Consider the following 22,853-nt stretch of genomic DNA (forward strand, 5'->3'; position numbering starts at 1 on the left):
CCGGAAGACTCGAATGTCCATACCCCGGTTCCGATCGCCGTCGCAGGGAACGCGGGAAATCGCGGAATATCGCGGCGCGCCCTTTGTCCTAGTAGGAAAAGGCCGTACCGGGTGGCAGAGTTTCGAATGTCAGATAGGCCATGGTGGAGGATTTTATGCGGGATCTACGGCTGGTTGGCGTCCACGACGACGGCGGACATCTTCTGTTGAGCGGTACCGGCGGCGAGATGTTCCAGCTTCCGATTGATGAGGCGTTGCGGGTTGCAGCGAGCCGGACACCTGCCCAGGTGGCCGCACGTGCTTCCATCACGCCCGTCGCCATGTCCCCGCGTGACATTCAGTCGCGCATCCGCAGCGGCGCTACGGCCTCTGAGGTGGCGGAGCTGTCAGGGCTGCCGCTCGCCAACGTGCAACGTTATGAGGGTCCGGTACTTGCCGAGCGCGAGTACATCGCCCAGCAAGCCCGCAAAGTCGAAGTCGCTGCCCCGGCCCCCGGTCAGGACACCTACCGCGCGGCGTTCGGCGACGAACCCGCGAGCCTGGGCGAAATGGTTGCACACCGGCTCAGGGCCCACGGGATCGATTCCTCTACTGTGGAATGGGATTCCTGGCGCCGGATCGATGGCACGTGGACCGTCGTCGCGCGCTTCGAAACCAAGCCGGCCAGCCTGGAAAGCATCGGCGAAGAGCCACCTGCCATGTGGACCTTCCATCCCGCCCGCAAATCCATCCAGAATGCCAACCGCTGGGCCCAGCAGCTCAGCGAACTCGAACCCCTCGATGGGCCTGTACCGGCCCGGCGACTCGCGGCCGTCTCCGACCGGCCCTTTGACTTTGAGGCCGACGCCGGGACCGCCGCCCGTGCGGCCGCAGCCGCTGCCACCAAGGAAGCCGATGGGCTCCTTGACATGCTGCGCTCACGTCGCGGACAGAGGCTGGGACTTGACGAAGACAGCGACGACGCTTTGGCGCTGCTTCTAAGCAGCGGCGTCCCGGCTGCGCATCCGCGGCCGGGCGATGTCGAAGACGGACTTGCGGACAGCGAAACAGCTGACAACGAGCCGGCCGACCCAGACACGGACGAGCAGCTTGAAGCCGAACCCGCCCCCAGCCGCCGTGACGCGCGTGCATCCATGCTGTCGCGGCTGAGCCTCGCCCCGAAGCATGAGGACAAGGACGACGACTCCCTCCATCTTCACGACGGCGTCAGCACGGATACCCGGGAAATCACGGTGATCCCCGGCGCCCTGCGCCCCGTGACCATGCTGCGCGGCAGGAACGACGACGACGGGCAGACCGGGCAGGACGAGGGACGAACCCCTGGGGCAGCGTCACCGCGGGCGGGCTTGGACGAACTGCTCGGCGGGGCTCCCCGGAGGGAACGCGAAGAGCCGCGGGCCAGCCGTGACGGGCAGAAAGATGAGGAAGCTTCCGACGCGGGGGCGGCCGAACGCCAGCCGTCACGGCCCAAGCGCTCCAGTATTCCCAGCTGGGATGAAATCGTCTTCGGGACGCGCGGAGACTAGGCGGCTTTCAGTTCGTTGCGGCTTCAGCTGACGCCGTGCCAAAGGCAAGCGTCGACGTCGAACGGCAGCAACTGATCCCGGCTCGCCATCAGGTTGGCTCCGTGGGCCGTGACCCTGCGCATGTAGTGCCTGCGGCATAGGGTCTCGTATCCGACGACCGGGTGCGACACGTCGACTTGCTCCGGGATAGCCTCCGCCTGGCCGGCCTCCCTGGCAACGTCTCCCACTACGACCTGCTCGCCTTCGACCACCATGATGCCGTCCACGGTCCGCGCATTGTGTGTTGCCCGGCGTCCGCACCAACAGAGCGCTTCGACCTGCAGGACCTGGACCCTGTCCGCGAGCTCTACGAAACGCTGGGATCCGGGGAACAGCCGCGTGCGGAAGTCCGATGTGATTCCGAAGGCGAACACGTCTACGCCCATCTCATCAACCACGCGCGCCAGCTGTTCCACTTGCCCTGGCGAGTAGAACTGGGCTTCGTCACAGATCAGGTAGTCCACTTTTAGGCCCGTGGTCCGGCGCCGGACCACTTCGTCCCAGAAATCGGTGGTGTCAACGACTTCGACGGCGTCCGTCTGGAGCCCGAGCCGGCTGGAGATGACGGAACCGCCGGCGCGGTCGTTGCAACTGAAGCGGACACCGCCCCGGCCGCGTGCACGGTGGTTGTAGTCCATCTGCAAAGCAAGGGTGGACTTGCCGCAGTCCATGGTCCCCGAGAAGAAGATAAGCTCAGCCACGGCGGCCCTTGGGACCTCCGGCTTGGAAACAAAGCAGCGGAACTTCGCGCTCGGCCCTGGTCAGCGAACCATGCTGCCCCACTACCTCTAAGGCAGTCGGACGGACGCGGCGGACGTCATAGAGCGCCAAAGTGTCCCGGGCGGCGATCATGACGTCCCCGATCCGGGGGGAAACCTCCGGTCGGAAAACACCGAAGAGTCCGGCGTCAAGGGCCTGCTCGCGGGTGAAGGCCCAGATCCGGTCGCCGAAGCGGGCGCGCCAGGCATCCAACAGGGCTTTCCGGTGATGCTCTCCGGCGTCGGGCTCGAGGTACAGGTGGACCATGCGCGGCTCCCCTGCCGTGTGCCGGACCCCGGCGATAAGGGCAGGATCGGCGGAGTAGTCGATGCGCTGCGACTCGGGAACGTCGAGCATTCCATGGTCGCCGGTGAGCAGGATGGTTGTCCCGGCGGGCAATGAGGCAGAGAGCCTTTTGACCGTTGAATCGATTTCTTCAAGCTGGTGCTCCCAGCGATCGGACTCGCAGCCGTAGCGGTGCCCGGCTTTGTCCAGCTCGTTGACGTAGAAGTACATGAGCGAGGCGGTTCCCGCGGCCATCTCCTCACCCGCCGCTGCGGTCCGGGCGTGGAGCGAGGTGCCGCCCACGAACCGGCTTCCCCGGAGCGCCGCACGGGTCATCGGCGACGCGCCGAACTGGGGCAGGCTCACTGTGACGACGTCGGCGTCAGCAGCCACGCGTTCGAAAATTGTCGGGAACGGCTGCCAGCGCAGGGGATCGACTCCAGCGTCCCAATTGCCGAGCAGGTTGACTACCTTGTCCTGGTCAGGATCCAGGACGTCATAGCCCACCATGCCGTGTTCACCGGGCGTGCGGCCGGTTCCAAGGCTGGCCAAGGACGATGCCGTGGTGGAAGGAAAAGCCGAATCAAGCCACACCGGGACGGCCCCCTGTCCCGAGTTCGCAATTGACCTCAGAAACGGAGTATGGGCGGCCTTCTGCTTCAGGAGATTGCGCCCCAGGCCATCAGCGAGAACAACGCACACGCGTTGCGTTGAAGGCAAGTGAAGCTTGTTTTCAAAGCCGGGCAGGCCCATGCTCGCCGCGGCGCTGGTGAAGACCTCGGCGATCGACTTGCTGCCATACAGGGGCGCGCCGGGAAGCTCAGGGACGGCGCTGGAAACGCGGACGGTTTCCTGGGCGACGGGTTCCGACGTCGCCATCAGCGCTGGTGCCCTCGGCTCAGCCTGTTGCCGAAGACGCCCGAGCGCAGTCGCGGAGCGGAGATGGTACCGGGGTGGACCGAGGGCCCGGGAGCGCCTGTGTTCACAGCCCGCAACGCGCGGGCGAAGACCTTCGCGTCCTGGACAGCCCTGGGTCCGTCGGCCTCGGAGCTGATCCGCAGCACGATGTCCTCCTGCGAGATGGTGCCCGTGTAACCATGGTCGGCTTCGCACTGGGGATCGCCGCAGCTCGCGGGTCCCACATCCAGGCGCTGGCCTCCTGACCAGGCAATGGACAGGGTCAGTTCCCTGACGGGGTCGCTTGGAGTGTAGTTCTGCGGCTGCGCATACATGTAGCTCAGGACCACCGAGCGGATTTGCGCCACGGGCACGGACTCGGTCGAAATCTGGGCGACGATCTGCTCGCCGGCTTCGTCAAGCTGCTGGTCGTCGACGTGGGTGATCACCAGCATGTCCTCGGTGAGGACCAGGACCGTGATGTGCCGCCGGACCTCGGCACGGTCGAAATGCGTTTCCAAATGCACCAGGTGCGAAAGGCAGTCGCGCCCGTCCAAGGCGTCGGCCACAACATCGGCAACAAGGACAGGATAGAAACCCGCCCGTTGAAGTGCTTGGTCCAGGCTCTGCCCCTGCGAGCTGTGGTTGTGTGCTGCATGGTGCCCGGTGGTAGCCGGACCGGACGGAGGCGTCGGGGACTTCGAGCTCATTCCCCCATTTTCACAGATCGGCTGGGGACTTCATAACCGTCCGGCCTTCCGACGGGCAACTGCCAGCTCAGCCGAGCATCGCACGGCGGGCACTGTCCGTGCGCTGTGCGGCGTTGCCAATCCAGACTTCGGCGGCAAGGATTTTGACGCCCCGGGTCCCGGCCAGGACGGGATTGAACTCCACCAGGGCAATCCCCGGGTGTTCGTCCTTGAGTCGGACCAGCCGTGCTCCCAGGCCTTCGAGGGCCGCCACGTCCACCGCAGGCAGCCCTTGGTAGCCAAACAGTTTCAGGGAAGCCCGGGGCGCCCTGATGAAGTCGTGGAGATCGGTGGAGGACAGGGGGGGCACGCGGTGCGCCCAATCGTCCAGGAGGTTCACGGCATCTCCCGCCAAACCAAAAGAGACCACGGGCCCCAAGAGCGGATCCTCGATGGCCCGGAACGTGCAGGCCTGTCCCACGGAAACCATGGCCTGCACCTCTATCGCCGCTGAACCGTAGGGTTCGAGGGCGCGACGCATCTGCGCGATGTTGCGCCGCAGCGAGTCTGGATCCTCGATGTCCAGCCGCACGCCTCCCAGGTCCAGGCGGTGCCGGAGGGCGGGATCCGTCGTCTTGAGTACCACCGGCCAGCCGAGTCTTTCGGCAGCGGCTACCGCTTCGTCGTCGCTCTCGAACACAGCTGAGGGCACCACCGGGATGCCGTAGCGGGACAGCAGCGCGGCCGCTTCGCCGTCGTCGAGCCGTACCAATTGCTCGCCCGGGACGGAAGACAGGAGCCGCTCGATGTGTTCGCGGGTACCCTCGCGGTCGCAACCAGGAGGCTCGGTGAACATGCCTTGGTCCCGGTCCAGCCACTTCGCGTAACGGACCACGGCCGCCAAGGCCGCCACCGCGCTGCCCGCGCTGGAGTAGCAAGGAAGTGCGGGTCCGGACTCCCCGTTTGGGGCGAGCAACCCATCCAGCTGCACGGAAGTGTCGAGGATCCCGGTGAAAGCAGCCACGACGGGCTTGCCGGCCTCTGCCGCGCATTCGGCGAGCACTCCTGCGATCGCTTCCATTGTGAGGCTGCGGGACGGCACCATGGCCGCCACCACCGCATGCACGGAATCGTCGGCGAGGTTCTTCCGGAGGCTGCGCCGCAGCCCTTCCCGCGATGCGGACATCCCCGCGTCCAGGTCCACGTCGGTGACGATCCTGTCGACGACGAGTCCCTGGGGCGCCGCATTGTCCGCCACGACCTTCCCGAAGGCCGCGGAATTGCTGTAGACGGCGAGCGCCGGGCCCTTGGGCAAGGGCTGGCTGGAAACGATTTGCGCCACATCCATGAGCTGTTCGATGGTTTCGACGGCGATGACGCCGGCTTGGCGCATCATCGCGTCCAGGGCCGCCACAGGGGCCAGCGTGGTCCTGACGACATGCCCCGGCGGAAGGCGCAGCCCGGTGACATCCGATTTGGCAACGATGACCGGTTTGCTGCGCGACAAGCGGCGGGCGAGTCGGGAGAACTTGCGGGGATTGCCGATTGACTCCAGGTAGAGCCCGACGGCGACGGTATCGGGATCGTCTTCCCAGAACTGCATGACGTCGTTTCCGGAGATATCGGCGCGGTTGCCGGCGGACAGGAACGAGGAAAGGCCCAGGCCCCTGCGGCTCGCCGCAGCGTAGACGGACACCCCGATGGCCGCGGACTGCGAAAACAGCCCCAATCCCCCGCGTCGCGGAAGGCTCGGGGCCATCGACGCGTTGAGCGAAACCTCCGGATTCGTGTTCACGATCCCCAACGACTCGGGGCCTATCACGCGCATCCCATAGGACCTGGCCTGGCGCACCAGCTCGCGCTGCTTCCGCAGCCCCCGCTCGCCGTCGTCCGCGTAGCCGGCTGTGGCGACCACCAGGCCCTTGACACCGGCCGCCCCGCACTCATCCACGACTTTCGGCACTTCCTCGTAGGGAACCGCGATGATGGCGAGCTGCACCGGCCCGGGGACGTCGGCGATCCGGGCGAAGGACTTCATGCCGGCCACCTCGAATGCCTCGGGGTTGACCGCATAGACCGCGCCGGTGAAGCCACCGTCCAGGATGTGCTCAAGAAACTGGTGCCCTACGGTCCCCCACCGGCGGCTGGCGCCCACCACCGCGATCGACGACGGCGCCAGCAAGTCCCGTACGCTGCGGGCCTCCGCGCGGTGTTCCCGCGATTCCATGACGGCCAAGGACTTTTCGGTGGGGTCGATGTTGAATTCAACACTCACGACGCCGTCGTCGAATTTGCGCGCGAGCTCGTAGCCGGCATCTGCAAAGACCCGGAGCATTTTGCGGTTCTCCGGCAGGACCTCGGCCGTGAAGCGGCGGATGCCGTTCTCCCGGGCAGCCGCGGCCAAGTGTTCGAGCAGGATGGAACCGATCCCCCGGCCCTGCTGGGCATCGGAAATATTGAAGGCCACTTCGGCCTCCGTGGGGTCCTCGAGCCGGTCGTAGCGGCCGACGCCCACGATCTCTCCGCCGATAGTGATGACGAACGCCACCCGGTCCTTGTGGTCCACTTCGGTGAAGCGGTGTAGTTCCTTGCTGGAGAGTCTCGGCTTGAAAGAGAAGAACCGCATGTAAATCGAAGTCTCGGACTGCGCGGCGTGGAAAGCCTGGAGGGCGTCAGCATCCCCGGGTGAAATAGGTCTCAAGTGGGCTGTTCCGCCGTCGCGAAGCACGACATCGGCCTCCCAATATTCCGGATATACGCCGGCGCCGGGCTGATCCACCATAGGCTTAGCCTAGCTAAGTCTTCCGCAGTACACGTTTAAGGATCCACCGACTCCATGGCACGCAGCCAAAGTCCCTCCCGCGCAAACGCGGCCTCGGCCGCCGTCGACGGGGACTTCACCGAGAACATCATCGATATCGACGTCACTTCCGAGATGGAAGGCTCCTTCCTGGAGTACGCGTATTCGGTGATCTATTCGCGCGCTCTCCCCGATGCGCGCGACGGCCTCAAACCCGTCCAGCGACGCATCCTGTACATGATGAGCGACATGGGCCTGCGCCCGGACCGCGGGCATGTGAAGAGCGCCCGCGTGGTGGGCGAAGTCATGGGAAAGCTGCACCCCCACGGTGATACCGCCATCTATGACGCCATGGTGCGCATGGCACAGGACTTCTCGCTGCGCCTGCCCCTGATTGACGGGCACGGCAACTTCGGTTCGCTCGACGACGGCCCGGCAGCACCGCGTTACACGGAAGCCCGGCTCGCCGCGGCTGCGATGACGATGACCGAGAACCTCGACGAAGACGTGGTGGACTTCGTCCCCAACTACGACAACCAGCTGACCCAGCCGGACGTCCTGCCCTCGGCCTTCCCTAATTTGCTCGTCAACGGCACCACGGGCATTGCAGTCGGCATGGCCACCAACATGGCTCCCCACAACCTCGTGGAAGTCATCGCGGCCGCCCGGCACCTCATCGCCAATCCGGACGCCACGCTGGAAGATGTCATGCGCTTCGTGCCCGGCCCTGACTTGCCCACAGGCGGCAGGATCGTTGGTCTGGACGGCATCCGTGATGCCTATGCCACGGGACGCGGTTCGTTCAAGACCCGCGCAAAGGTGGAGATCGAGCAGCTGACCGCGCGCCGCACCGGCCTGGTGGTGACCGAACTCCCCTACATGGTGGGTCCGGAAAAGGTCATCGAGAAGATCAAGGATGCCGTCAACGCCAAAAAGCTGACGGGCATCAGCGATGTCATGGACCTCACTGACCGCAAGCACGGACTACGGCTCGTGATCGAGATCAAGAACGGCTTCAACCCCAACGCCGTGCTGCAGCAGCTCTACCGCTTCACCCCGATGGAAGACTCCTTCGGCATCAACAATGTGACCCTGGTGGATGGGCAGCCGCAGACCTTGGGCTTGCTCCAGCTCCTGCAGGTCTACGTCGGCCACCGCATATCGGTCGTACGCCGTCGCACGGCCTTCCGCCTGGGAAAGAAGAAGGACCGTCTCCACCTGGTGGAGGGCCTCTTGATCGCGATCGTCGATATCGACGAGGTCATCCAGATCATCCGCTCCTCGGACGAGGCATCGGCGGCGCGCGAACGGCTGATGTCCATCTACGACCTGTCCGAGATCCAGGCCAACTACATCCTGGAACTCCGCCTGCGCCAACTGACCAAGTATTCGCGCATCGAACTCGAAAAAGAGCAGGAAGAACTGCGCCGGGAGATCGCCGAACTCGAAGCGATCCTGGCGTCCGACGTGCTCCTGCGCGGACTGGTGTCCGGGGAATTGGCCGAAGTGGCCGAGAAGTACGGCACCCCGCGACGCACGGTTCTCCTCGAGTCCGAGGCAGTATCCCCCACCGTCGCCGCGGCGCTCGCAGCAGCTGTCCCGGCCGGCAAGGGCAAGGCCGCCGCACTCCCGCTCGAAATCCCCGATGACCCTTGCTGGGCAATCCTCAGCGCCTCGGGCCAGATCGCACGGACCTCCAACCAGGAGCCGCTGGCCGAAGCAGGCCCGCGGAGCAAGCATGATGTCTACCGCTCCGTGGTCAAGACGACCGCGCGCGGCGAAATCGGCGCGGTCACCTCACAGGGCCGCATGCTCCGGGTACAGGTCATGGACATGCCGGCGCTGCCGCCCATGTCCGGCCTGCCCAATCTTGCCGGGGGCGTCGCGGCAAAGGACTTCATCACCCTGCTGAAGGGCGAAACCCTCGTGGCGTTCGTCCCGCTGGATGCCGTGTTGGCCATCGGAACGGCACAGGGCGTGGTCAAGCGTGTCCAGCCTGACTACCCGTTGAACCGCGAGGACTGGGAAATCATTGCCCTCAAGGACAAGGACACCGTGGTGGGCGTGGAGCCCGCGCCTGACGACGGCGTCGACCTCGTCTTCGTGACCCGGCTTGCGCAGCTCCTGCGTTTCAGCGCCTCTGCCGTTCGGCCGCAGGGCCGTACCGCGGGCGGCATGGCGGGCATCAAGCTTGGAGACGGAGACGAAGTCATCCACTTCGGCACGGTGCGCGCCAACGACCCTGCCGCCGTCGTCGTGACGATTGCGGGCAGCAACGGTGCGCTGCCGGGAACCGCTCCGGGCACGGCGAAGATCACCCCGTTCGAGGAGTACCCGGCCAAGGGCCGGGCCACGGGAGGCGTGCGGGCGCACCGTTTCCTCAAGGGTGAAGACACGCTCCTGCTCGGGTGGGCGGGCCATGGTCCGGCGAAGGCGTCATCCAGCGCCGGCGTTGCCCGTGCCCTCCCGCAAGAACACGGCCGCCGTGACGGCTCCGGCGTTCCCCTCTCCCAGCCCGTGGATGCCATCGGTGCGAGCATGGCCTGGGAAGAAGGAAACGCCGGGGAAAATTGACGCGACGTAACCGTTGAAGGCTACGTCCCGGCTGCGCTGGGCTACATCGTGGCGATACTGAGGATGTTTCCTTCCGAATCGAGGAACCAGGCTCCCCGTTCTCCGCTCGGCATGGTGGCTACGCCGTTTTCAGTCTTCAGGCCCGGGAAGTCGTAGTCTTCGAAGACGACTCCGCGTTCCCTGAGGTCGGCCATGTCCTGGTCCAGGTCCGTGCTCTGGAATCCCAGCTGGGTGTTCTTCGCCGTCCCGGCGTTGGGCGTCTCGTAGAGCAGGAAGGCTGTGCCGTTGGCGCACTTGTACATCAGGTTGTCTGTGGCCTCAGGGTTATCCGGTTCGAGGCCGAGCTTGTCGCGGTAGAAGTCGCGTGCGCGGGCGATATCGCTGGCAGGGAGCACGCCGGCGACGTTTAGATCCTTTAGCATGGCAGTTTCACTTTCCAGGCTTCCCCAGCACCTAACTTTACTCCTGATCGGGCTGATCAGGGCTGGAACGGGCCGCTCTACGGGCGGTGTGACCGGATCAGGAATTCGAGCCCTAGACTACTGCCATGCCGATCATTCCCGATGACAAGGACTGGACCTGGGTCCTGTCGACGCCCTGTCCCGAATGCGGCTTCGACGCCGCCACTGTGACCCCGTCCACCGTCCCGGGGACAGTCCTGAACATGCTGCCGCGTTGGCGGTCCGTTCTGCGCCGGGAAGACGCCTCCGCGCGCCCGGATGAACACACGTGGTCGCCCCTGGAGTATGCCTGCCACGTGCGGGATGTCTTCAGCCTCTTCGACCAGCGCCTGAACTTGATGCTGCGGGAGGACGATGCCCACTTCGCCAATTGGGACCAGGACAAAGCCGCGATCGACGGCGACTATGCCAATGCGGACCCCGCGGAAGTGGCTGCGCAGCTGGCCGCCGAGGGCACCCAGATTGCCAACTCCTTCGCCGCTGTCCACGAAGATGAGTGGCCCCGCACAGGGGTGCGCAGCAACGGCTCGACGTTCACCGTGCTGACGTTTGCCCAGTACTTCCTGCACGACGTCGTCCATCACCTGCACGACGTGGACGGCTAGGCGGCTGAGATGTCGTGGAAAGAAACGCGGGCAACCCGCCTCTTCAACATTGACTTGCCCATCGTCCTCGGACCGTTCGGTGGACTGTCATCGGTGGAGCTGGCGGCCACGGTCAGCGAGGCCGGCGGGCTGGGTTCCTACGGCCTCTACGGCTACGATGCGGAGCGGATTGACGCCACGGCCCGCGAACTCAGGGAGGCAACCGCGAAACCTTTCGCGCTGAATCTTTGGCTCCCCATCGAGGGCGAAGATCCTCCGCGCCCGGACGCCCGGCAGTTCGCTGCCTACGTGGACATCCTCCGGCCGTATTTCGAGCTGGTGGGCGTGGAACCACCCGCGCAACCGGACGCCTACCTGCCCGATCTGCAGGAACAGATCCAAGCGGCCATCGAGGCCCGGCCGGCCGTGCTGAGCTTCGTGTTCGGTGTTCCGTCCGGGGCCGTCATCGAGGAGGCCCACAGGAACGGCATCGTGGTGGCGGGTACGGCAACCACTGTTGACGAAGCCGTGGCCCTGGCCTCCGGCGGCGTTGACGCCATCGTTGCCACGGGGATGGAGGCCGGCGGACACCGGGTTTCCTTCCTGCGCGCCCCGGAGGACTCGCTCGTCGGGACCATGGCCCTGGTACCCCAGGTGGTGGATGCCGTCCCGGTTCCGGTCATCGCCGCAGGCGGTATCTCGGATGGCCGTGGAGTCGCTGCCGCGTTGGCGCTGGGCGCGGACGCCGTCCAGATCGGTTCGGCCTTCCTGGCCACGCGGCAGTCAGCCATTAGTCCGGCGCACCTGGCCGCGATGCGCGGACCGGGCGCCGCCCACACGGTCCTGACCCGTGCCCTCAGCGGCCGCTTGGCTCGCGGCATCCCCAATAGGATCATCGCGGAGCTCGCCGATCCTGCCAAGCATGCCCCATTCCCGATCCAGAACTGGCTGACCGGCAAGTTCCGGCCCGCCGCGGCGGCACAGGGAATCCCGGGCCTGATGTCCCTGTGGGCAGGCCAATCGACCCCGCTCATCAGGGAGGACGACGCACGGAAACTCGTGGACAATATCGTCGAGTCTGTGGACTCGATCTTCGGGCGGCTCGGACAAACGTAACTTCGGGCTAGTTCCCTCGCACCAGCTCCGGGAGCGCCGACGGCGATCCGAGATCCAGCCGGGAATCTCCCCCGGCGATGTCGGCCGGGTTGTGGGTCACCAGGACCACCGTGACGTCCTTCAGCCCGAATCGCAGCTCCGCCATCATGAGGCGTCCGGACTCGGCGTCGAGATGGGCGGTCGGCTCGTCCAGGAGCAGGACAGCTGCGCCGGTGAGGAGCGTGCGGGCCATAGCGAGCCGTTGGCGTTCGCCGCCGCTCAGGAACGAACCCGAGGGGCCAATGCGGCTATCGAGACCACCGGGAAGCCCGGACACCACGCGGGAAAGCCCGACGGCGCCCAGGGCGTTGTACATGTCCGCTTCGGAAGGCTTGCGGCTTGCCGGGCGGGCGAGCAGCAAATTGCCGCGAACCGTGGAGTCGAAAAGATGGGCCTCTTGGGGACACCAAGCAGCCCTCCCACTGACGTAGGCCCTCCCGGATGATGCGGGCAGGAAGCCCAGCAGCACGGAGAGCAGCGTGGATTTCCCCGAGCCGGAGGGCCCGGTGACCGCGAGCCAGCGTCCGGGGACCGCTTCGGCGCTGAGCCCGCTGAACACGGACGGGCCGCCTGGCCATGACGCTTCGAGGTGATCCAGCTGTAGTCCCGCAGAGCCGCCGGGTCGCTCCGGCAACGTCAGCACACCGCAGTCGGATTCCGGCGTATCGAAGGCGCCGGACTGCACGATCCGCCGCAACACTGCGGCCAATGCCGGACCCTGCCGCACGGCGGACACCAGCGCCCCGTAGGGCTCCGCGAGGGCGAGCTGGACAAGGACGACGACGGCCAGCACAGCTGGAGCGACAGTTCCGGCCTGCACTGAAGGTGCTGCCAAAATCCCAGCCCCCAGGGCTCCCAGTGTGCAGGCAAGCACGGTCAACCCTTGGCCGATTCCGTCAGCCCACGCGGAACGCTGTGCGGCCGCCGTGGCTGCGTTGTCCTTCCGGGTCACGGACGACAGGACTGCTCCGGCGACGCCGTTGGCGCTGAGCTCCGCGCGCGCGTCGAGGGCCGCGGCAACGTCGTGCAGCACAAGCGAGCGCAGTTGCTGCTCGGCGCGTGCCGCGTTGCGGTCCGCTACGAGGGCAAGGACCGGAGCCAGGACCAGCCCAACCACGGCGCTGCCGACAACCGCCGGTACGGTGGCGGGAACCAGCAGCGCCGAGGCGACCACTGCGGACACCGCGACGGCGAGTGCTGACAGCGGGGGAAGAACGACGCGCGGCAGAGCGTCCCGCAGCGTATCGACGTCGTCCACCACCGCACCGAGGACATTGCCGCCTTGCAGGAGCCGCCGCAAGGACAGGGCCCGGGCGCTGAGAGTCGCCCAGAGCGCGCCCCGGAGCCTCGTCATGGCGGCAAAGACCGTGTCGTGGACGACCAGCCGTTCGGAGTACCTCAGCACCGCCCGGCCAATCCCGAAGAACCGGACGCCCACGATCGCTCCGAGCAAGTACAGGATGGGTGGTTGTTCGCTGGCCCGGATGATGAGCCAGCCGGACAGCCCGGACAACGCCACGGCGAACAAGGCGGCGAGCGCCGCGAGCAGCACGGCACCGGCGAACTTGTAACGGACGGGGGCCAGGATGCGCGCGAGCGCCTTCAGCGTGGAGATGGCGGTGGGGGCTCCGTCCGGTGTGGTTCCGGGATTCGTATCCCGCCGGACCGGAGCCTGCGCTGATTCACTGGATTCCAGGCCCACGGGACCGGCATGCTCCTGCGCTGTTCCGCCGGTGACCTCCCCGTCGTCGGCCTTCCCGCCGTCGACCTTCACGACGTTGTCCGCCAGTTTCCGGGCCGCGGCGTCGTGGGCTACCAGGATGACAGTCGCCGCACCACGCAGCTCCGCGATGGCCGAACGGATCGCGTCCGCGGACGCGACGTCGAGGTGGGCGGTGGGTTCGTCAAGCAGCAGGACCGTGGCTCCCGCGTTGAGCCGCGCCAGGCCGCGCGCCACAGCCACACGCCGCAGCTCTCCAGGGCTCAACTCGGCAGGATGTTTGGACGCAAGGTGCTCCGCGGCAGACTGCTCCAGGCAACGCATGGCCCTCGCGATGTCCGCGTCCGGCGTGGTCCCGGGATCCATGGACGCAACGTCCTGGTTCCCACCGTTCAGGTAGAGGACGACCTCGTCCAGCACCGTACCGGCGACCATGACGGGATGCTGCGGTACCCATGCCACCGCGCCGGCATCCAGTCCGGTAACCGATCCTTTAATGGTTGCCAGCAGCCCGTCGCCGATCGTCCCGGCCAGGACACCCAGAATGGTGCTCTTGCCCGAACCGCTGCGGCCGTCAAGGGCGGTGATCTGTCCGGCTGGTGCCTTGAAGTCGATAGGCCCGACGGCGGCAGCCACCCTTCCCGCGTACGTCACCGTCAGTCCGGTGACCGCGACGCCGCCGGAAACTTCGGTGCTGGAAGATCCATTCAGCGGACGGCCCGACGGCGACTCCAGCACGGCGTTGGCGGCGGCCAAAGCCTCACGCCCGTCGTCGCTGGCGTGGTGGGCCGTACCTAGCTCGCGCAGGGGAAGATAGCAATCGGGGGCGAGGATGAGGGCCAGCAGGCCGGCTTCCAGGCCCATGTCGCCCGCCACGAGTCGCACGCCGATGAAGACAGCGACCACGGCGACGGAGATGGTGGCTATCAGCTCCAGGGCGAGGGCCGACAAGAAGGCAGTCCGCAGTGTTCCCATCGTGCGCGAGCGGTATTCCTCGGAGAGGTCCTCAAGGGCTGCACGCTGTTCACCGGCGCGGCCCAGTCCCACTAGCACGGGAAGTCCCTTGGCCAGCTCCAGGATGTGCCCCGAGAGCCTCCGCAGCGTGGATTGGGCTTCGTGGACCCGGTCCTCGGTGTGGCGGCCGATCAGCACCATGAACAACGGGACCAGCGGCAAGGTCAGCACCACAACCACGGCACTGACCCAGTCCGCGAAGAGGATCCGCGCGCCGAGGAGCAGGGGCAACGCGGCGCAATTGACCAAGGCGGGCAGGAACTGGGTGTAGTAGTTGTCCAGTGCGTCAAGTCCGCGTGTCGCGAGCACTGCGAGCCCGCCGTCGTTCACTTCGCCGACCCGTCCCGCAGCTCCGGCGCCGAGGGCGCGCCCCAGCAGCCTGGACCGCAGCTCCTCCTTGACCCCGAGGGCCGCGCGGCGCGCCGCGACTCCCTGGCCCCAGACCGTCAGGGACCGCAGGACCGCTCCGGCGGCACCCCAGAGGACTCCTTCGCGCCACCCCATGTTGCCCGCAGCAAGTCCGGACAACATCCCCGCGATGGCCTGTGCAATCAGGACCAGGGACAAAGCCTTGAGTGCGGACAGCAGGCCAAGGAAGTACAAGGCGGATCGGGTGGCGGGTCCTGCGGGTAGCTGGGGCTTCATCCGTTACTCGCCGGCGTCGTGGGGTGTGTGTTTGGCAGCTGATCCGCCAGGTGCCGGCAGGCCGACCAGGACCTTTGCCGCGATGGCCGGCAGGAAACCATGTGCGGCGGGAATATGTGCTGCGCTCACGCGGCGGCGGAACACCCAGTAGGTCCACGCCTGGTAGGCGATGACCAAGGGCAACCCGACGGCAGCCACGATACTCATCAGCCCCAAGGTGTACGCGGACGACGATGCGTTGGAAATGGTGAGGTTGAAGGCGGGGTTCAAGGTGGACGGAATGACCACGGGGAACGCCGCACCGAAGATGGAAGCGGTGGCGCACACGAGGGACGCACCCAGGGCTCCGAAGGCCTTGCCCTCAGCTCCCTTGCGGGCGAGGACCCAGGCTCCCGCCGCAGCCAGGACTCCTAGGATCACCAGGATCCACGTCAACGGCTTGCCGCTGAGCAGCTGCAGGGACACCATCCATGCCAGCAGCGGCAGCAATGCGAGCGGGGCGAGCCGCACAAACCAGCGGCGCGCGCGGTGGCGCACTTCCCCGTCGGTCTTCAGGGCCAGGAACGCGAGGGCGTGCACCAGGGCGAACGCGACCACGGCGAATCCGCCCAGCACGGCGTATCCGCTGAACCAGGCAAAGGGCCCGCCCTGGCGGTCGCCATTCGAGTCAATCGGCAGCCCTGTGGTGGTCAGCGCCAGCGCGGCGCCGATGCCGAACGCGGCCGTGAACGAGCCCAAGGCAATGGCCCAGTCCCAGACGGTCCTCCAGCGGGCGCTGTCCACTTTGCCCCGGTACTCGAAGGCCACAGCCCGGAAGATCAGGGCCACCAGGACAATGAGCAGCGGCAGGTAGAGCGCCGAAAACAGCGAGGCGTACCACAGCGGGAAGGCGGCGAAGGTGGCACCGGCCGCGGTCAGCAGCCACACTTCGTTCCCGTCCCACACCGGGCCGACGGTGTTCAGCAGTACCCGGCGGTCGGTGTTGTTCCGGGCGAAGAGCTTCATGAGCATTCCGACGCCGAGGTCGAAGCCCTCCAGGAAGAGGTAACCCGTCCACAGCACGGCGATGGCCACGAACCAAACGGTAGGCAACAGTTCCATTCGAAAGATCCCTTTGCTTCCTAGTAGGCGAATGCCAGGACGTCGTCGCTGTCACCGGGCTGGCCCGGGGCGCCCGGCGTCCCGCCGTCGTCGTCCTTCTTTTGTTTCTTTTCGCCGTGGCGGGCTTCTGCGAGCTCCGGCATCGCGGACACCACTCCGCCACGGGCGTATTTGACCAGCAGCCGGATTTCCACGACTAGCAGGACGGCGTAGATGGACGCCAACACGACGAGCGAGGTGATGAGCTCGGCGGCGGAGACACCTGGTGAGACGGCCGCGGCCGTGAACATGAACACCTGGTCGACGCCGCTGGCGTCCGGATTGGGCGCGACGACGAACGGCTGCCGGCCCATTTCGGTGAAGATCCAGCCGGCGGCGTTGGCGCCGAAGGGAGCGAGGATGCCGAAGACCGCCAGGCGCATGATCCAGCGGGATTGCGGGACCATGCCCTTGCGCGTGACCCACAAGGCCAGCAATGCGGCAAAGGCAGCGATCCCGCCGAAGCCGATCATCATGCGGAAGCCCCAGTAGGTCACTTCCATGACCGGTACGTACTGGACTTCCTGGCCCGCCCGATCGCCGTACAGGGGATTGTTCGGCAGGTGCGTGCCGTACTTGGCCTTGTACTCGTCGAGGAGGCTGTTGACGCCCTTCACTTCCGTGTTGAAATCGCCCTTGGCCAAGAAGGAGAGGATACCGGGGACCTCGATCACCGCCACGATGTCGTTGCAGTTCTTGGAACCGACGTTGCCGATGCTCAGCACCGAGAAGCCGGTGCCGTCGTGGCAGGCGGCCTCGGCCGCGGCCATCTTCATGGGCTGTTGTTCGAACATCAGCTTGCCTTGCAAATCACCCGTGAACGCAGTGCCTGCGAAGGAGATCATGGCGACGACGGCGCCGATCCGAAGGGAGGTGATCCAAACCTTGTAGTCGGCCTTGTCCCGGCCGGGGATGTCGGCTTCGCCCGCGATGGCCCGGCCGTCGGCTCCGATGGTGTCAATGCCATCGTGGCGGCGGCGCCAGAGGTGGTACCAGGCGATGCCCAGAAGGAAAGCACCGGCGACGGCCAGCGCGCCGAAGAGCGTGTGGGGCACGGCCACCATGGCGGTGTTGTTGGTGAAGACTGCCCAGGCGTCGGTCATGACGGGACGCCCGTTGACCATCGTGACGCCGACGGGGTGCTGCATCCAGGAGTTGGCCACGATGATGAAGTAGGCCGAGAAGACCGAGCCGATCACGGCGATCCAGAGGCAAGCGAGGTGGATGCCGCGCTTGAGTTGCTTCCAGCCGAAGATCCAGAGTCCCAGGAAGGTCGATTCCACGAAGAAGGCCAGGAGCGCTTCCAGGGCCAGGGGCGCACCGAACACGTCGCCGACGAATCGGCTGTATTCGCTCCAGGCCATGCCGAATTGGAATTCCTGCACGATGCCCGTGGCTACACCCATGATGAAGTTGATGAGGAAGAGCTTGCCCCAGAACTTGGTCATCCGCAGGTATTCAACCTTGCCCGTGCGGTACCAAAGGGTCTGGATGACGGCCACCACAAGCCCCAGCCCGATGGTCAGCGGCACCATCATGAAGTGGTAGACCGTGGTGATTCCAAATTGCCAGCGTGCGATTTCCAAGGCGTCCATGGCTGTCCTTATTGTCCCGACGCCCGCTTGCGGCGTCCATTTTCTACGTTGCGTAGAAACCAATTCTTCTACACAGTGTAGAACACTCCCCTGCGATGTGCTCACCACTCTTCCAGTGGCGTCACAGTGCCGCAAGGACACGCCGCGCCGCATGTTCTACCTCACGTAGAATCGCCGCTCAAAAAGCGGTAGATTGGGGATGGAATGTTGGATGATCGCACTTCCCCAGGCCCATTCGGCGGACAGGGAAGTGCGGAAAGTAGGGATGCGTTGATGGCAAGTCTTGGCGAACTGGAACGGGCGGTCATGGATCTCCTTTGGGCGGGCCAGGAGGCTGCGACAGCCAACAAACTTCGTGATCTGCTGGCGCAGGATTCCGCAGCCACGGACGGTATTGCAGGACACCAGGGCAAAGACCTCGCAGTCACCACAGTGCTGACGGTCTTGTCCCGCCTCGAGAAGAAGGGCCTCGTGGAGCGCGAACGCGGCACCCGCCCGCACCGCTACCAGGCTGTTTCGAGCCGCGCGGACCACACGGCGGACCTCATGCATGAGGCCTTGGGTTCCGCCCCGGACCGCGAAGCCGTGCTGGCGCGGTTCATCGGTTCCGTGAGCGAGAGTGAAGCCGCCACGCTGCGCAAGCTGCTCGGCAAAAACTAACCACCCATGTTCTGGACCTCATATTTTCTGGCGGTCCTTGCTTTGGTGCTGGCCTGGCCGGTTCCTGTCCTCCTTTCGCGCGCCGAGTGGCCTTCACGCGCGCCCTTCATGGCCATGGTCCTCTGGCAAGCCATCGCACTCGCCGGTGGCCTCTCCATGATCGGGGCCATGTTCGTCTACGGGCTTGAGCCCATCGGCGACAACCTCATTGCAGGCGTGCGCTCCTTGGCCGGCATGGTGCTTCACAACGAGCCCACCACAGCACTGGGCTTCTGGCACTTGTTCGCTTTGTCCGCCGCGGCGCTGCTGAGCGCACATCTCGTGTTCACCCTGCTGCTCACCTACGTCAAGATCGAACGGCAGCGGCGCAGGCACCGCGAACTCCTCGCACTTCTGGCCTCACCGTCCGAGGACGGCCCTGGCACCGTGGTCATCAACCACGACTCCCCCGTTGCATACTGCTTGCCCGGCGGCGCAAGGTCAGTGACTGTCCTGTCCGACGGCCTCATGGCCGCCCTGGAGCCTGCCGAGCTGAGGGCGGTCCTCATCCACGAAAATGCCCATCTCTCCCAGCGCCACGACCTTCTTTTGTGGGCCTTCGCGGCGTGGCGCCAGGCGCTGCCCTGGTTCCCCACGACGCGACTCGCCCAGGTTGCGGTCAACTCCCTGATCGAAATGCTCGCCGACGACGTGGCCCTGCGCACCGAGAGCAAGGGGACGCTCATTAAGGCGATTGCGATCGTGGCGAGTGGCTCCGCCGGTCCCGTGGAGCAATTCGCGCCTCCCGGAACAGGCGGGCAGGACGCTTCCCCCGAAGGCGGCTCGCTGAGCGGCACCGGCGGCGCCGATTCACCGCGTACGACGGCGTCGCGCGTCAGCCGGCTGCTCTCACCCAAGCCGCCGCTTCCGGCAGCCCAGCGCACTTTGGTGCTTGCGGCGTCGGCCATGTTGCTCGCGGTGCCGACAGGCCTGCTGATCGTGCCGGGTTTGCTGGGCTGAGCGGCGTTGGATAGGGCCCGCCGGATCAGGCGTCGATGCGTTCCCGGTCCAGGTCCGCAGCGCCGGCGATAATGAAGTCCTTGCGCGGGGCGACGTCCGATCCCATCAGCAGGTCAAACGTGTCTTCCGCCATCTTCGCGTTCTCGATGCCCACCTTGCGGAGGGTTCGGTGGCGCGGATCCATGGTGGTCTCGGCGAGCTGCTCTGCGTCCATTTCACCGAGGCCCTTGTAGCGCTGGATCGGTTCCTTGTAGCGCTTGCCTTCCTTGGCGAGCCTGGCCAGCAGGACGTGCAGTTCGGCCTCGGAGTAGGTGTAGATCATCTCGTTGGCCTTCTGGCCCGCGTTGATGACTTCCACCCGGTGCAGCGGCGGTACTGCCGCGTATACCCGGCCCTCGTCGATCATCGGACGCATGTATCGGAAGAACAACGTGAGCAGCAGCGTACGGATGTGCGCGCCGTCGACGTCTGCATCGGTCATCAGGATCACCTTGCCGTACCGGGCGGCGTCGATGTCGAAGCTCCGGCCCGAACCGGCACCCACTACCTGGATGAGGGCTGCGCACTCCGCGTTGGAGAGCATGTCCCCCACCGATGCCTTCTGCACATTGAGGATCTTGCCACGGATCGGCAACAGCGCTTGGAAGTCCGAGGACCGCGCCAGCTTGGCGGTGCCAAGGGCGGAGTCACCTTCCACGATGAACAGTTCGGAACGTCCGACGTCGTCCGTGCGGCAATCTGCCAGCTTGGTGGGCATCGACGACGTTTCCAGCGCATTCTTCCTGCGCTGCGTTTCCTTGTGGACGCGGGCCGAGATGCGGGACTTCATTTCGCTGACGATCTTCTCGAGCAGCAGGGCGGACTGGGCCTTGTCGTTGCGGTTCGCCGAGTTCAGGCGCGCGGTGATCTCGTCCTCGACCACCTTGGCAACAATTGCCCTGACAGCCGAAGTGCCCAGGATTTCCTTGGTCTGGCCCTCAAATTGCGGCTCTGCCAAGCGGACCGTCAGCACTGCCGTGAGGCCGGCAAGGATGTCGTCCTTCTCAACCTTGTCGTTGCCCGCTTTGAGCTTGCGCGCGTTCGTTTCGACGGCCTTGCGGAAGGTCTTCAGGAGCGCCTGCTCGAAGCCTGCCTGGTGCGTGCCGCCCTTGGGCGTGGCGATGATGTTGACGAAGCTCCGCATGGTGGTTTCGTAGCCGATTCCCCAGCGCAGCGCGATGTCCACTTCACAGTCCCGCTCCACTTCCGCGATTTTGCTGTGCCCGTTTTCGTCAAGGACCGGAACGGTTTCCTTGAACTTGCCCGCACCGTGGAGCCGCCAAATATCAGTGACGCCCGAATCCGCGGCGAGGAAGTCGACGAATTCGGAAATGCCGCCGTCGTGATGGAAAACCTCTTGGTGCGGCCCGTTTTCGCCGGGGGTACCGGGGAGCCGTCGCTCATCGCGCACCGTGAGCTTGAGGCCCGGAACCAGGAATGACGTTTGGCGGGCGCGCGCCGCAAGATCCTCGAGGGAGAACTTCGCGTCCGGAGTGAAGATCTGCCGGTCTGCCCAGTAGCGGATGCGTGTACCGGTCACACCCCGCTTGGCCTTGCCGACGACGTCGAGCACCGAGTTCTCGACGAACGGTTCGAAGACCGACGTCGGGCTGGGCTTCGAGCCGATGTCCTTGAATCGGCCGGGCTCGCCCCGGCGGAAGGACATCTGGTACGTCTTGCCGCCGCGGTCCACCTGTACGTCAAGGCGGGCAGAGAGCGCGTTCACTACGGACGCGCCAACGCCGTGCAAGCCGCCGGACGCCGTGTAGGAGCCGCCACCGAACTTTCCGCCTGCGTGAAGTTTGGTGAAGACGACTTCGACGCCGGTGAGCCCCGTCTTGGGTTCGAGGTCCACCGGGATGCCGCGGCCGTCGTCGTGGATTTCCACGGAATTGTCCGCGTGCAGGATGATCTGGATGTCATGCCCGAAGCCCGCCAGGGCTTCGTCCACGGAGTTGTCGATGATCTCCCACAGGCAGTGCATGAGCCCGCGCGAGTCGGTGGAGCCGATGTACATGCCCGGACGTTTGCGGACCGCCTCCAGGCCTTCCAAAACTGAAAGGTGCCGGGCGTTGTATTCAGAACTCGGTGCCACGGGCGGGGCGCTCCTTCGGGGGTGTAACAGAGGCAAAAAACACTCCTCCTAGGCTAGCTGGCCCGGAGCCCGGACGAGAGCTGCCACTCCCAATCGTGCTGGACGCCACTTCCCGGTGTTACGCACATGTGATACGCGGACAGCGAACGTGACCCATCCTTGCCATGGTTTTGCTTCGAATGCTGGTTATATGGATACACAGAACTACTAAGGAGGCCGAACATGACAACAGCAGTTGCAGACCGCACACTCAATGCACTCGACCGGTGCGACCGTTGCGGGGCCCAGGCATATGTCCGCGTTGTACTCGAGTCCTCCGGCGGTGAGCTGCTCTTCTGCGGCCACCACGCACGTGCAGTAGAGGCCACGCTGCGGCCGATGACTTCGGACTGGCATGACGAGACCGGTCGCCTTCAGGAGAAGGAACCCGTCCTCGCCGACTAGCCTATATGGCCGGCCCCAGCGGCCGCCCGGCTGACATAATTTCACAGAGACAACGGCCCCCTCCGAACGGAGGGGGCCGTTGCGTTAACTTCCCAGCCTGGCCCGGGCGACGTCGGCAGCAATCTCACTGTGCCCTTGGGCATCAAGCCCGGCCACCACCCCGTCGATGTCCTTGTCGGGCCGGTTCTGGCTCAGTTTGGCCTTCGCCTCGATACGGGTGATGACCAGCTCGATGCCAACGATCGCACGCAACTGGCCGGAGACGTAGCGCTCCGGAGCGTCGTCCACGGACCACGGCCGCTCGGAATCGGCTTCGTTGAGGTTGGTCAGCTGCCTGACGTGGTTCCCAAGCCACGCGGGATCCTCATGGACGGCAAGCTTGCCGTAAACGTGCGCGGTGGAGTAGTTCCACGTAGGGACGACGCGCCCATGCTCTGCTTTCGATGCGTACCAGGAGGGCGAGATGTACGCGTCCGCGCCCTGGACGATCACTAGTGATTCTCCGATGGCGGGCTCGGACCATTGGGAATTGGTTCGGGCGAGGTGTCCCTGGAGCGCGCCGTGTTCACCGGCCGAGGGATCGTAGATGAGCGGCAGGAAAGTCGCGAGGAGGCCCTGCGACGTCATGGTGACCAGATTCGCGGCGCTTGGCCGTGTCAGGAGGTCGCGGATGACGTCGGGACCGGCCGCGAAATGCGCTGGGATGTACATGGTTCTATTCTTCCTATCGGGG

The 22,853-nt window shown here is 65.7% G+C and carries 17 protein-coding genes; 7 read left to right on the plus strand and 10 right to left on the minus strand.

Annotated features, from left to right (window positions below):
- Nucleotides 1–155 precede the first annotated feature (155 nt).
- Entirely contained in the window at nucleotides 156–1,526 is a 1,371-nt protein-coding gene (gene sepH, locus ABEA18_RS00390; protein ID WP_345446729.1) for a septation protein SepH, read from the plus strand.
- A gap of 23 nt (nucleotides 1,527–1,549) precedes the next feature.
- Here the strand turns inward: sepH and ABEA18_RS00395 are convergent, their stop codons facing one another.
- The 4 genes from ABEA18_RS00395 to ABEA18_RS00410 all read right to left on the minus strand — a co-directional run bounded on the left by ABEA18_RS00395 (nucleotide 1,550) and on the right by ABEA18_RS00410 (nucleotide 6,977).
- Complete coding sequence (locus ABEA18_RS00395) at nucleotides 1,550–2,266, minus strand: thymidine kinase (RefSeq protein ID WP_345446732.1); 717 nt, start codon at nucleotides 2,264–2,266, stop codon at nucleotides 1,550–1,552.
- Nucleotides 2,259–3,488 (minus strand): alkaline phosphatase family protein, encoded by a 1,230-nt coding sequence (locus ABEA18_RS00400; protein WP_345446735.1) that lies wholly within the window; start codon nucleotides 3,486–3,488, stop codon nucleotides 2,259–2,261. Before ABEA18_RS00400 ends, ABEA18_RS00395 begins: the two co-directional genes overlap by 8 nt.
- Entirely contained in the window at nucleotides 3,488–4,216 is a 729-nt protein-coding gene (locus ABEA18_RS00405) for a DUF5998 family protein (RefSeq protein WP_345446738.1), read from the minus strand. The genes ABEA18_RS00400 and ABEA18_RS00405 overlap by 1 nt, the downstream gene beginning before the upstream one ends.
- Before the next feature lie 67 nt (nucleotides 4,217–4,283).
- Entirely contained in the window at nucleotides 4,284–6,977 is a 2,694-nt protein-coding gene (locus ABEA18_RS00410; RefSeq protein WP_345446741.1) for a bifunctional acetate--CoA ligase family protein/GNAT family N-acetyltransferase, read from the minus strand.
- A gap of 54 nt (nucleotides 6,978–7,031) precedes the next feature.
- Here ABEA18_RS00410 and ABEA18_RS00415 point away from each other — a divergent pair, with 54 nt between their 5' ends.
- On the plus strand, nucleotides 7,032–9,569 hold the full coding sequence (locus ABEA18_RS00415) for a DNA gyrase/topoisomerase IV subunit A (protein WP_345446744.1): 2,538 nt from the start codon (nucleotides 7,032–7,034) through the stop codon (nucleotides 9,567–9,569).
- A gap of 41 nt (nucleotides 9,570–9,610) precedes the next feature.
- On the opposite strand, the gene ABEA18_RS00420 is transcribed toward ABEA18_RS00415, so the two are convergent.
- Nucleotides 9,611–9,991, minus strand: coding sequence for a VOC family protein (locus ABEA18_RS00420; protein ID WP_345446747.1), 381 nt, complete (start codon nucleotides 9,989–9,991; stop codon nucleotides 9,611–9,613).
- Nucleotides 9,992–10,116: 125 nt separating this feature from the next.
- Here ABEA18_RS00420 and ABEA18_RS00425 point away from each other — a divergent pair, with 125 nt between their 5' ends.
- Entirely contained in the window at nucleotides 10,117–10,635 is a 519-nt protein-coding gene (locus ABEA18_RS00425; RefSeq protein ID WP_345446750.1) for a DinB family protein, read from the plus strand.
- 9 nt (nucleotides 10,636–10,644) lie between these two features.
- Nucleotides 10,645–11,730: an NAD(P)H-dependent flavin oxidoreductase gene (locus ABEA18_RS00430; RefSeq protein WP_345446753.1), complete on the plus strand. Its 1,086-nt coding sequence runs from the start codon at nucleotides 10,645–10,647 to the stop codon at nucleotides 11,728–11,730.
- 7 nt (nucleotides 11,731–11,737) lie between these two features.
- Here the strand turns inward: ABEA18_RS00430 and cydD are convergent, their stop codons facing one another.
- From cydD to ABEA18_RS00445, 3 genes are read right to left on the minus strand one after another with little or no spacing between them, the layout of a single operon-like run.
- Nucleotides 11,738–15,148 (minus strand): thiol reductant ABC exporter subunit CydD, encoded by a 3,411-nt coding sequence (gene cydD, locus ABEA18_RS00435; RefSeq protein WP_345446756.1) that lies wholly within the window; start codon nucleotides 15,146–15,148, stop codon nucleotides 11,738–11,740.
- Nucleotides 15,149–15,151: 3 nt separating this feature from the next.
- Nucleotides 15,152–16,249: a cytochrome d ubiquinol oxidase subunit II gene (cydB, locus tag ABEA18_RS00440; protein ID WP_345446759.1), complete on the minus strand. Its 1,098-nt coding sequence runs from the start codon at nucleotides 16,247–16,249 to the stop codon at nucleotides 15,152–15,154.
- A gap of 20 nt (nucleotides 16,250–16,269) precedes the next feature.
- A complete protein-coding gene (locus ABEA18_RS00445; RefSeq protein ID WP_345446762.1) occupies nucleotides 16,270–17,883 on the minus strand; it encodes a cytochrome ubiquinol oxidase subunit I in 1,614 nt (537 codons plus the stop codon).
- 273 nt (nucleotides 17,884–18,156) lie between these two features.
- Here ABEA18_RS00445 and ABEA18_RS00450 point away from each other — a divergent pair, with 273 nt between their 5' ends.
- On the plus strand, nucleotides 18,157–18,543 hold the full coding sequence (locus ABEA18_RS00450) for a BlaI/MecI/CopY family transcriptional regulator (protein ID WP_078105520.1): 387 nt from the start codon (nucleotides 18,157–18,159) through the stop codon (nucleotides 18,541–18,543).
- Between the two features lie 6 nt (nucleotides 18,544–18,549).
- Entirely contained in the window at nucleotides 18,550–19,542 is a 993-nt protein-coding gene (locus tag ABEA18_RS00455; protein WP_345446765.1) for a M56 family metallopeptidase, read from the plus strand.
- Nucleotides 19,543–19,567: 25 nt separating this feature from the next.
- On the opposite strand, the gene ABEA18_RS00460 is transcribed toward ABEA18_RS00455, so the two are convergent.
- A complete protein-coding gene (locus ABEA18_RS00460; protein WP_345446768.1) occupies nucleotides 19,568–21,676 on the minus strand; it encodes a DNA gyrase/topoisomerase IV subunit B in 2,109 nt (702 codons plus the stop codon).
- A 222-nt stretch (nucleotides 21,677–21,898) separates the two neighbouring features.
- On the opposite strand from ABEA18_RS00460, the gene ABEA18_RS00465 reads away from it, so the two are divergent.
- Nucleotides 21,899–22,120: a DUF7455 domain-containing protein gene (locus ABEA18_RS00465; RefSeq protein WP_078105523.1), complete on the plus strand. Its 222-nt coding sequence runs from the start codon at nucleotides 21,899–21,901 to the stop codon at nucleotides 22,118–22,120.
- Between the two features lie 84 nt (nucleotides 22,121–22,204).
- Here ABEA18_RS00465 and ABEA18_RS00470 read toward each other — a convergent pair whose 3' ends face one another.
- Nucleotides 22,205–22,831: an FMN-binding negative transcriptional regulator gene (locus ABEA18_RS00470; protein WP_345446775.1), complete on the minus strand. Its 627-nt coding sequence runs from the start codon at nucleotides 22,829–22,831 to the stop codon at nucleotides 22,205–22,207.
- Between the last annotated feature and the right edge of the window lie 22 nt (nucleotides 22,832–22,853).

It is taken from the genome of Arthrobacter gyeryongensis (genome assembly GCF_039543785.1).
Taxonomy (GTDB): Bacteria; Actinomycetota; Actinomycetes; order Actinomycetales; family Micrococcaceae; genus Arthrobacter; species Arthrobacter gyeryongensis.

Excerpts from the sequence above, each read along its gene's own strand:
- cydD (WP_345446756.1), bottom strand. The coding sequence starts at position 15,148 with ATGAAGCCCCAGCTACCCGCAGGACCCGCCACCCGATCCGCCTTGTAC.
- sepH (WP_345446729.1), top strand. The coding sequence starts at position 156 with ATGCGGGATCTACGGCTGGTTGGCGTCCACGACGACGGCGGACATCTT.
- ABEA18_RS00405 (WP_345446738.1), bottom strand. The coding sequence starts at position 4,216 with ATGAGCTCGAAGTCCCCGACGCCTCCGTCCGGTCCGGCTACCACCGGG.
- ABEA18_RS00445 (WP_345446762.1), bottom strand. The coding sequence starts at position 17,883 with ATGGACGCCTTGGAAATCGCACGCTGGCAATTTGGAATCACCACGGTC.
- ABEA18_RS00430 (WP_345446753.1), top strand. The coding sequence starts at position 10,645 with ATGTCGTGGAAAGAAACGCGGGCAACCCGCCTCTTCAACATTGACTTG.
- ABEA18_RS00420 (WP_345446747.1), bottom strand. The coding sequence starts at position 9,991 with ATGCTAAAGGATCTAAACGTCGCCGGCGTGCTCCCTGCCAGCGATATC.
- ABEA18_RS00465 (WP_078105523.1), top strand. The coding sequence starts at position 21,899 with ATGACAACAGCAGTTGCAGACCGCACACTCAATGCACTCGACCGGTGC.
- ABEA18_RS00410 (WP_345446741.1), bottom strand. The coding sequence starts at position 6,977 with ATGGTGGATCAGCCCGGCGCCGGCGTATATCCGGAATATTGGGAGGCC.
- ABEA18_RS00425 (WP_345446750.1), top strand. The coding sequence starts at position 10,117 with ATGCCGATCATTCCCGATGACAAGGACTGGACCTGGGTCCTGTCGACG.
- ABEA18_RS00400 (WP_345446735.1), bottom strand. The coding sequence starts at position 3,488 with ATGGCGACGTCGGAACCCGTCGCCCAGGAAACCGTCCGCGTTTCCAGC.
- ABEA18_RS00455 (WP_345446765.1), top strand. The coding sequence starts at position 18,550 with ATGTTCTGGACCTCATATTTTCTGGCGGTCCTTGCTTTGGTGCTGGCC.
- ABEA18_RS00415 (WP_345446744.1), top strand. The coding sequence starts at position 7,032 with ATGGCACGCAGCCAAAGTCCCTCCCGCGCAAACGCGGCCTCGGCCGCC.
- cydB (WP_345446759.1), bottom strand. The coding sequence starts at position 16,249 with ATGGAACTGTTGCCTACCGTTTGGTTCGTGGCCATCGCCGTGCTGTGG.
- ABEA18_RS00470 (WP_345446775.1), bottom strand. The coding sequence starts at position 22,831 with ATGTACATCCCAGCGCATTTCGCGGCCGGTCCCGACGTCATCCGCGAC.
- ABEA18_RS00450 (WP_078105520.1), top strand. The coding sequence starts at position 18,157 with ATGGCAAGTCTTGGCGAACTGGAACGGGCGGTCATGGATCTCCTTTGG.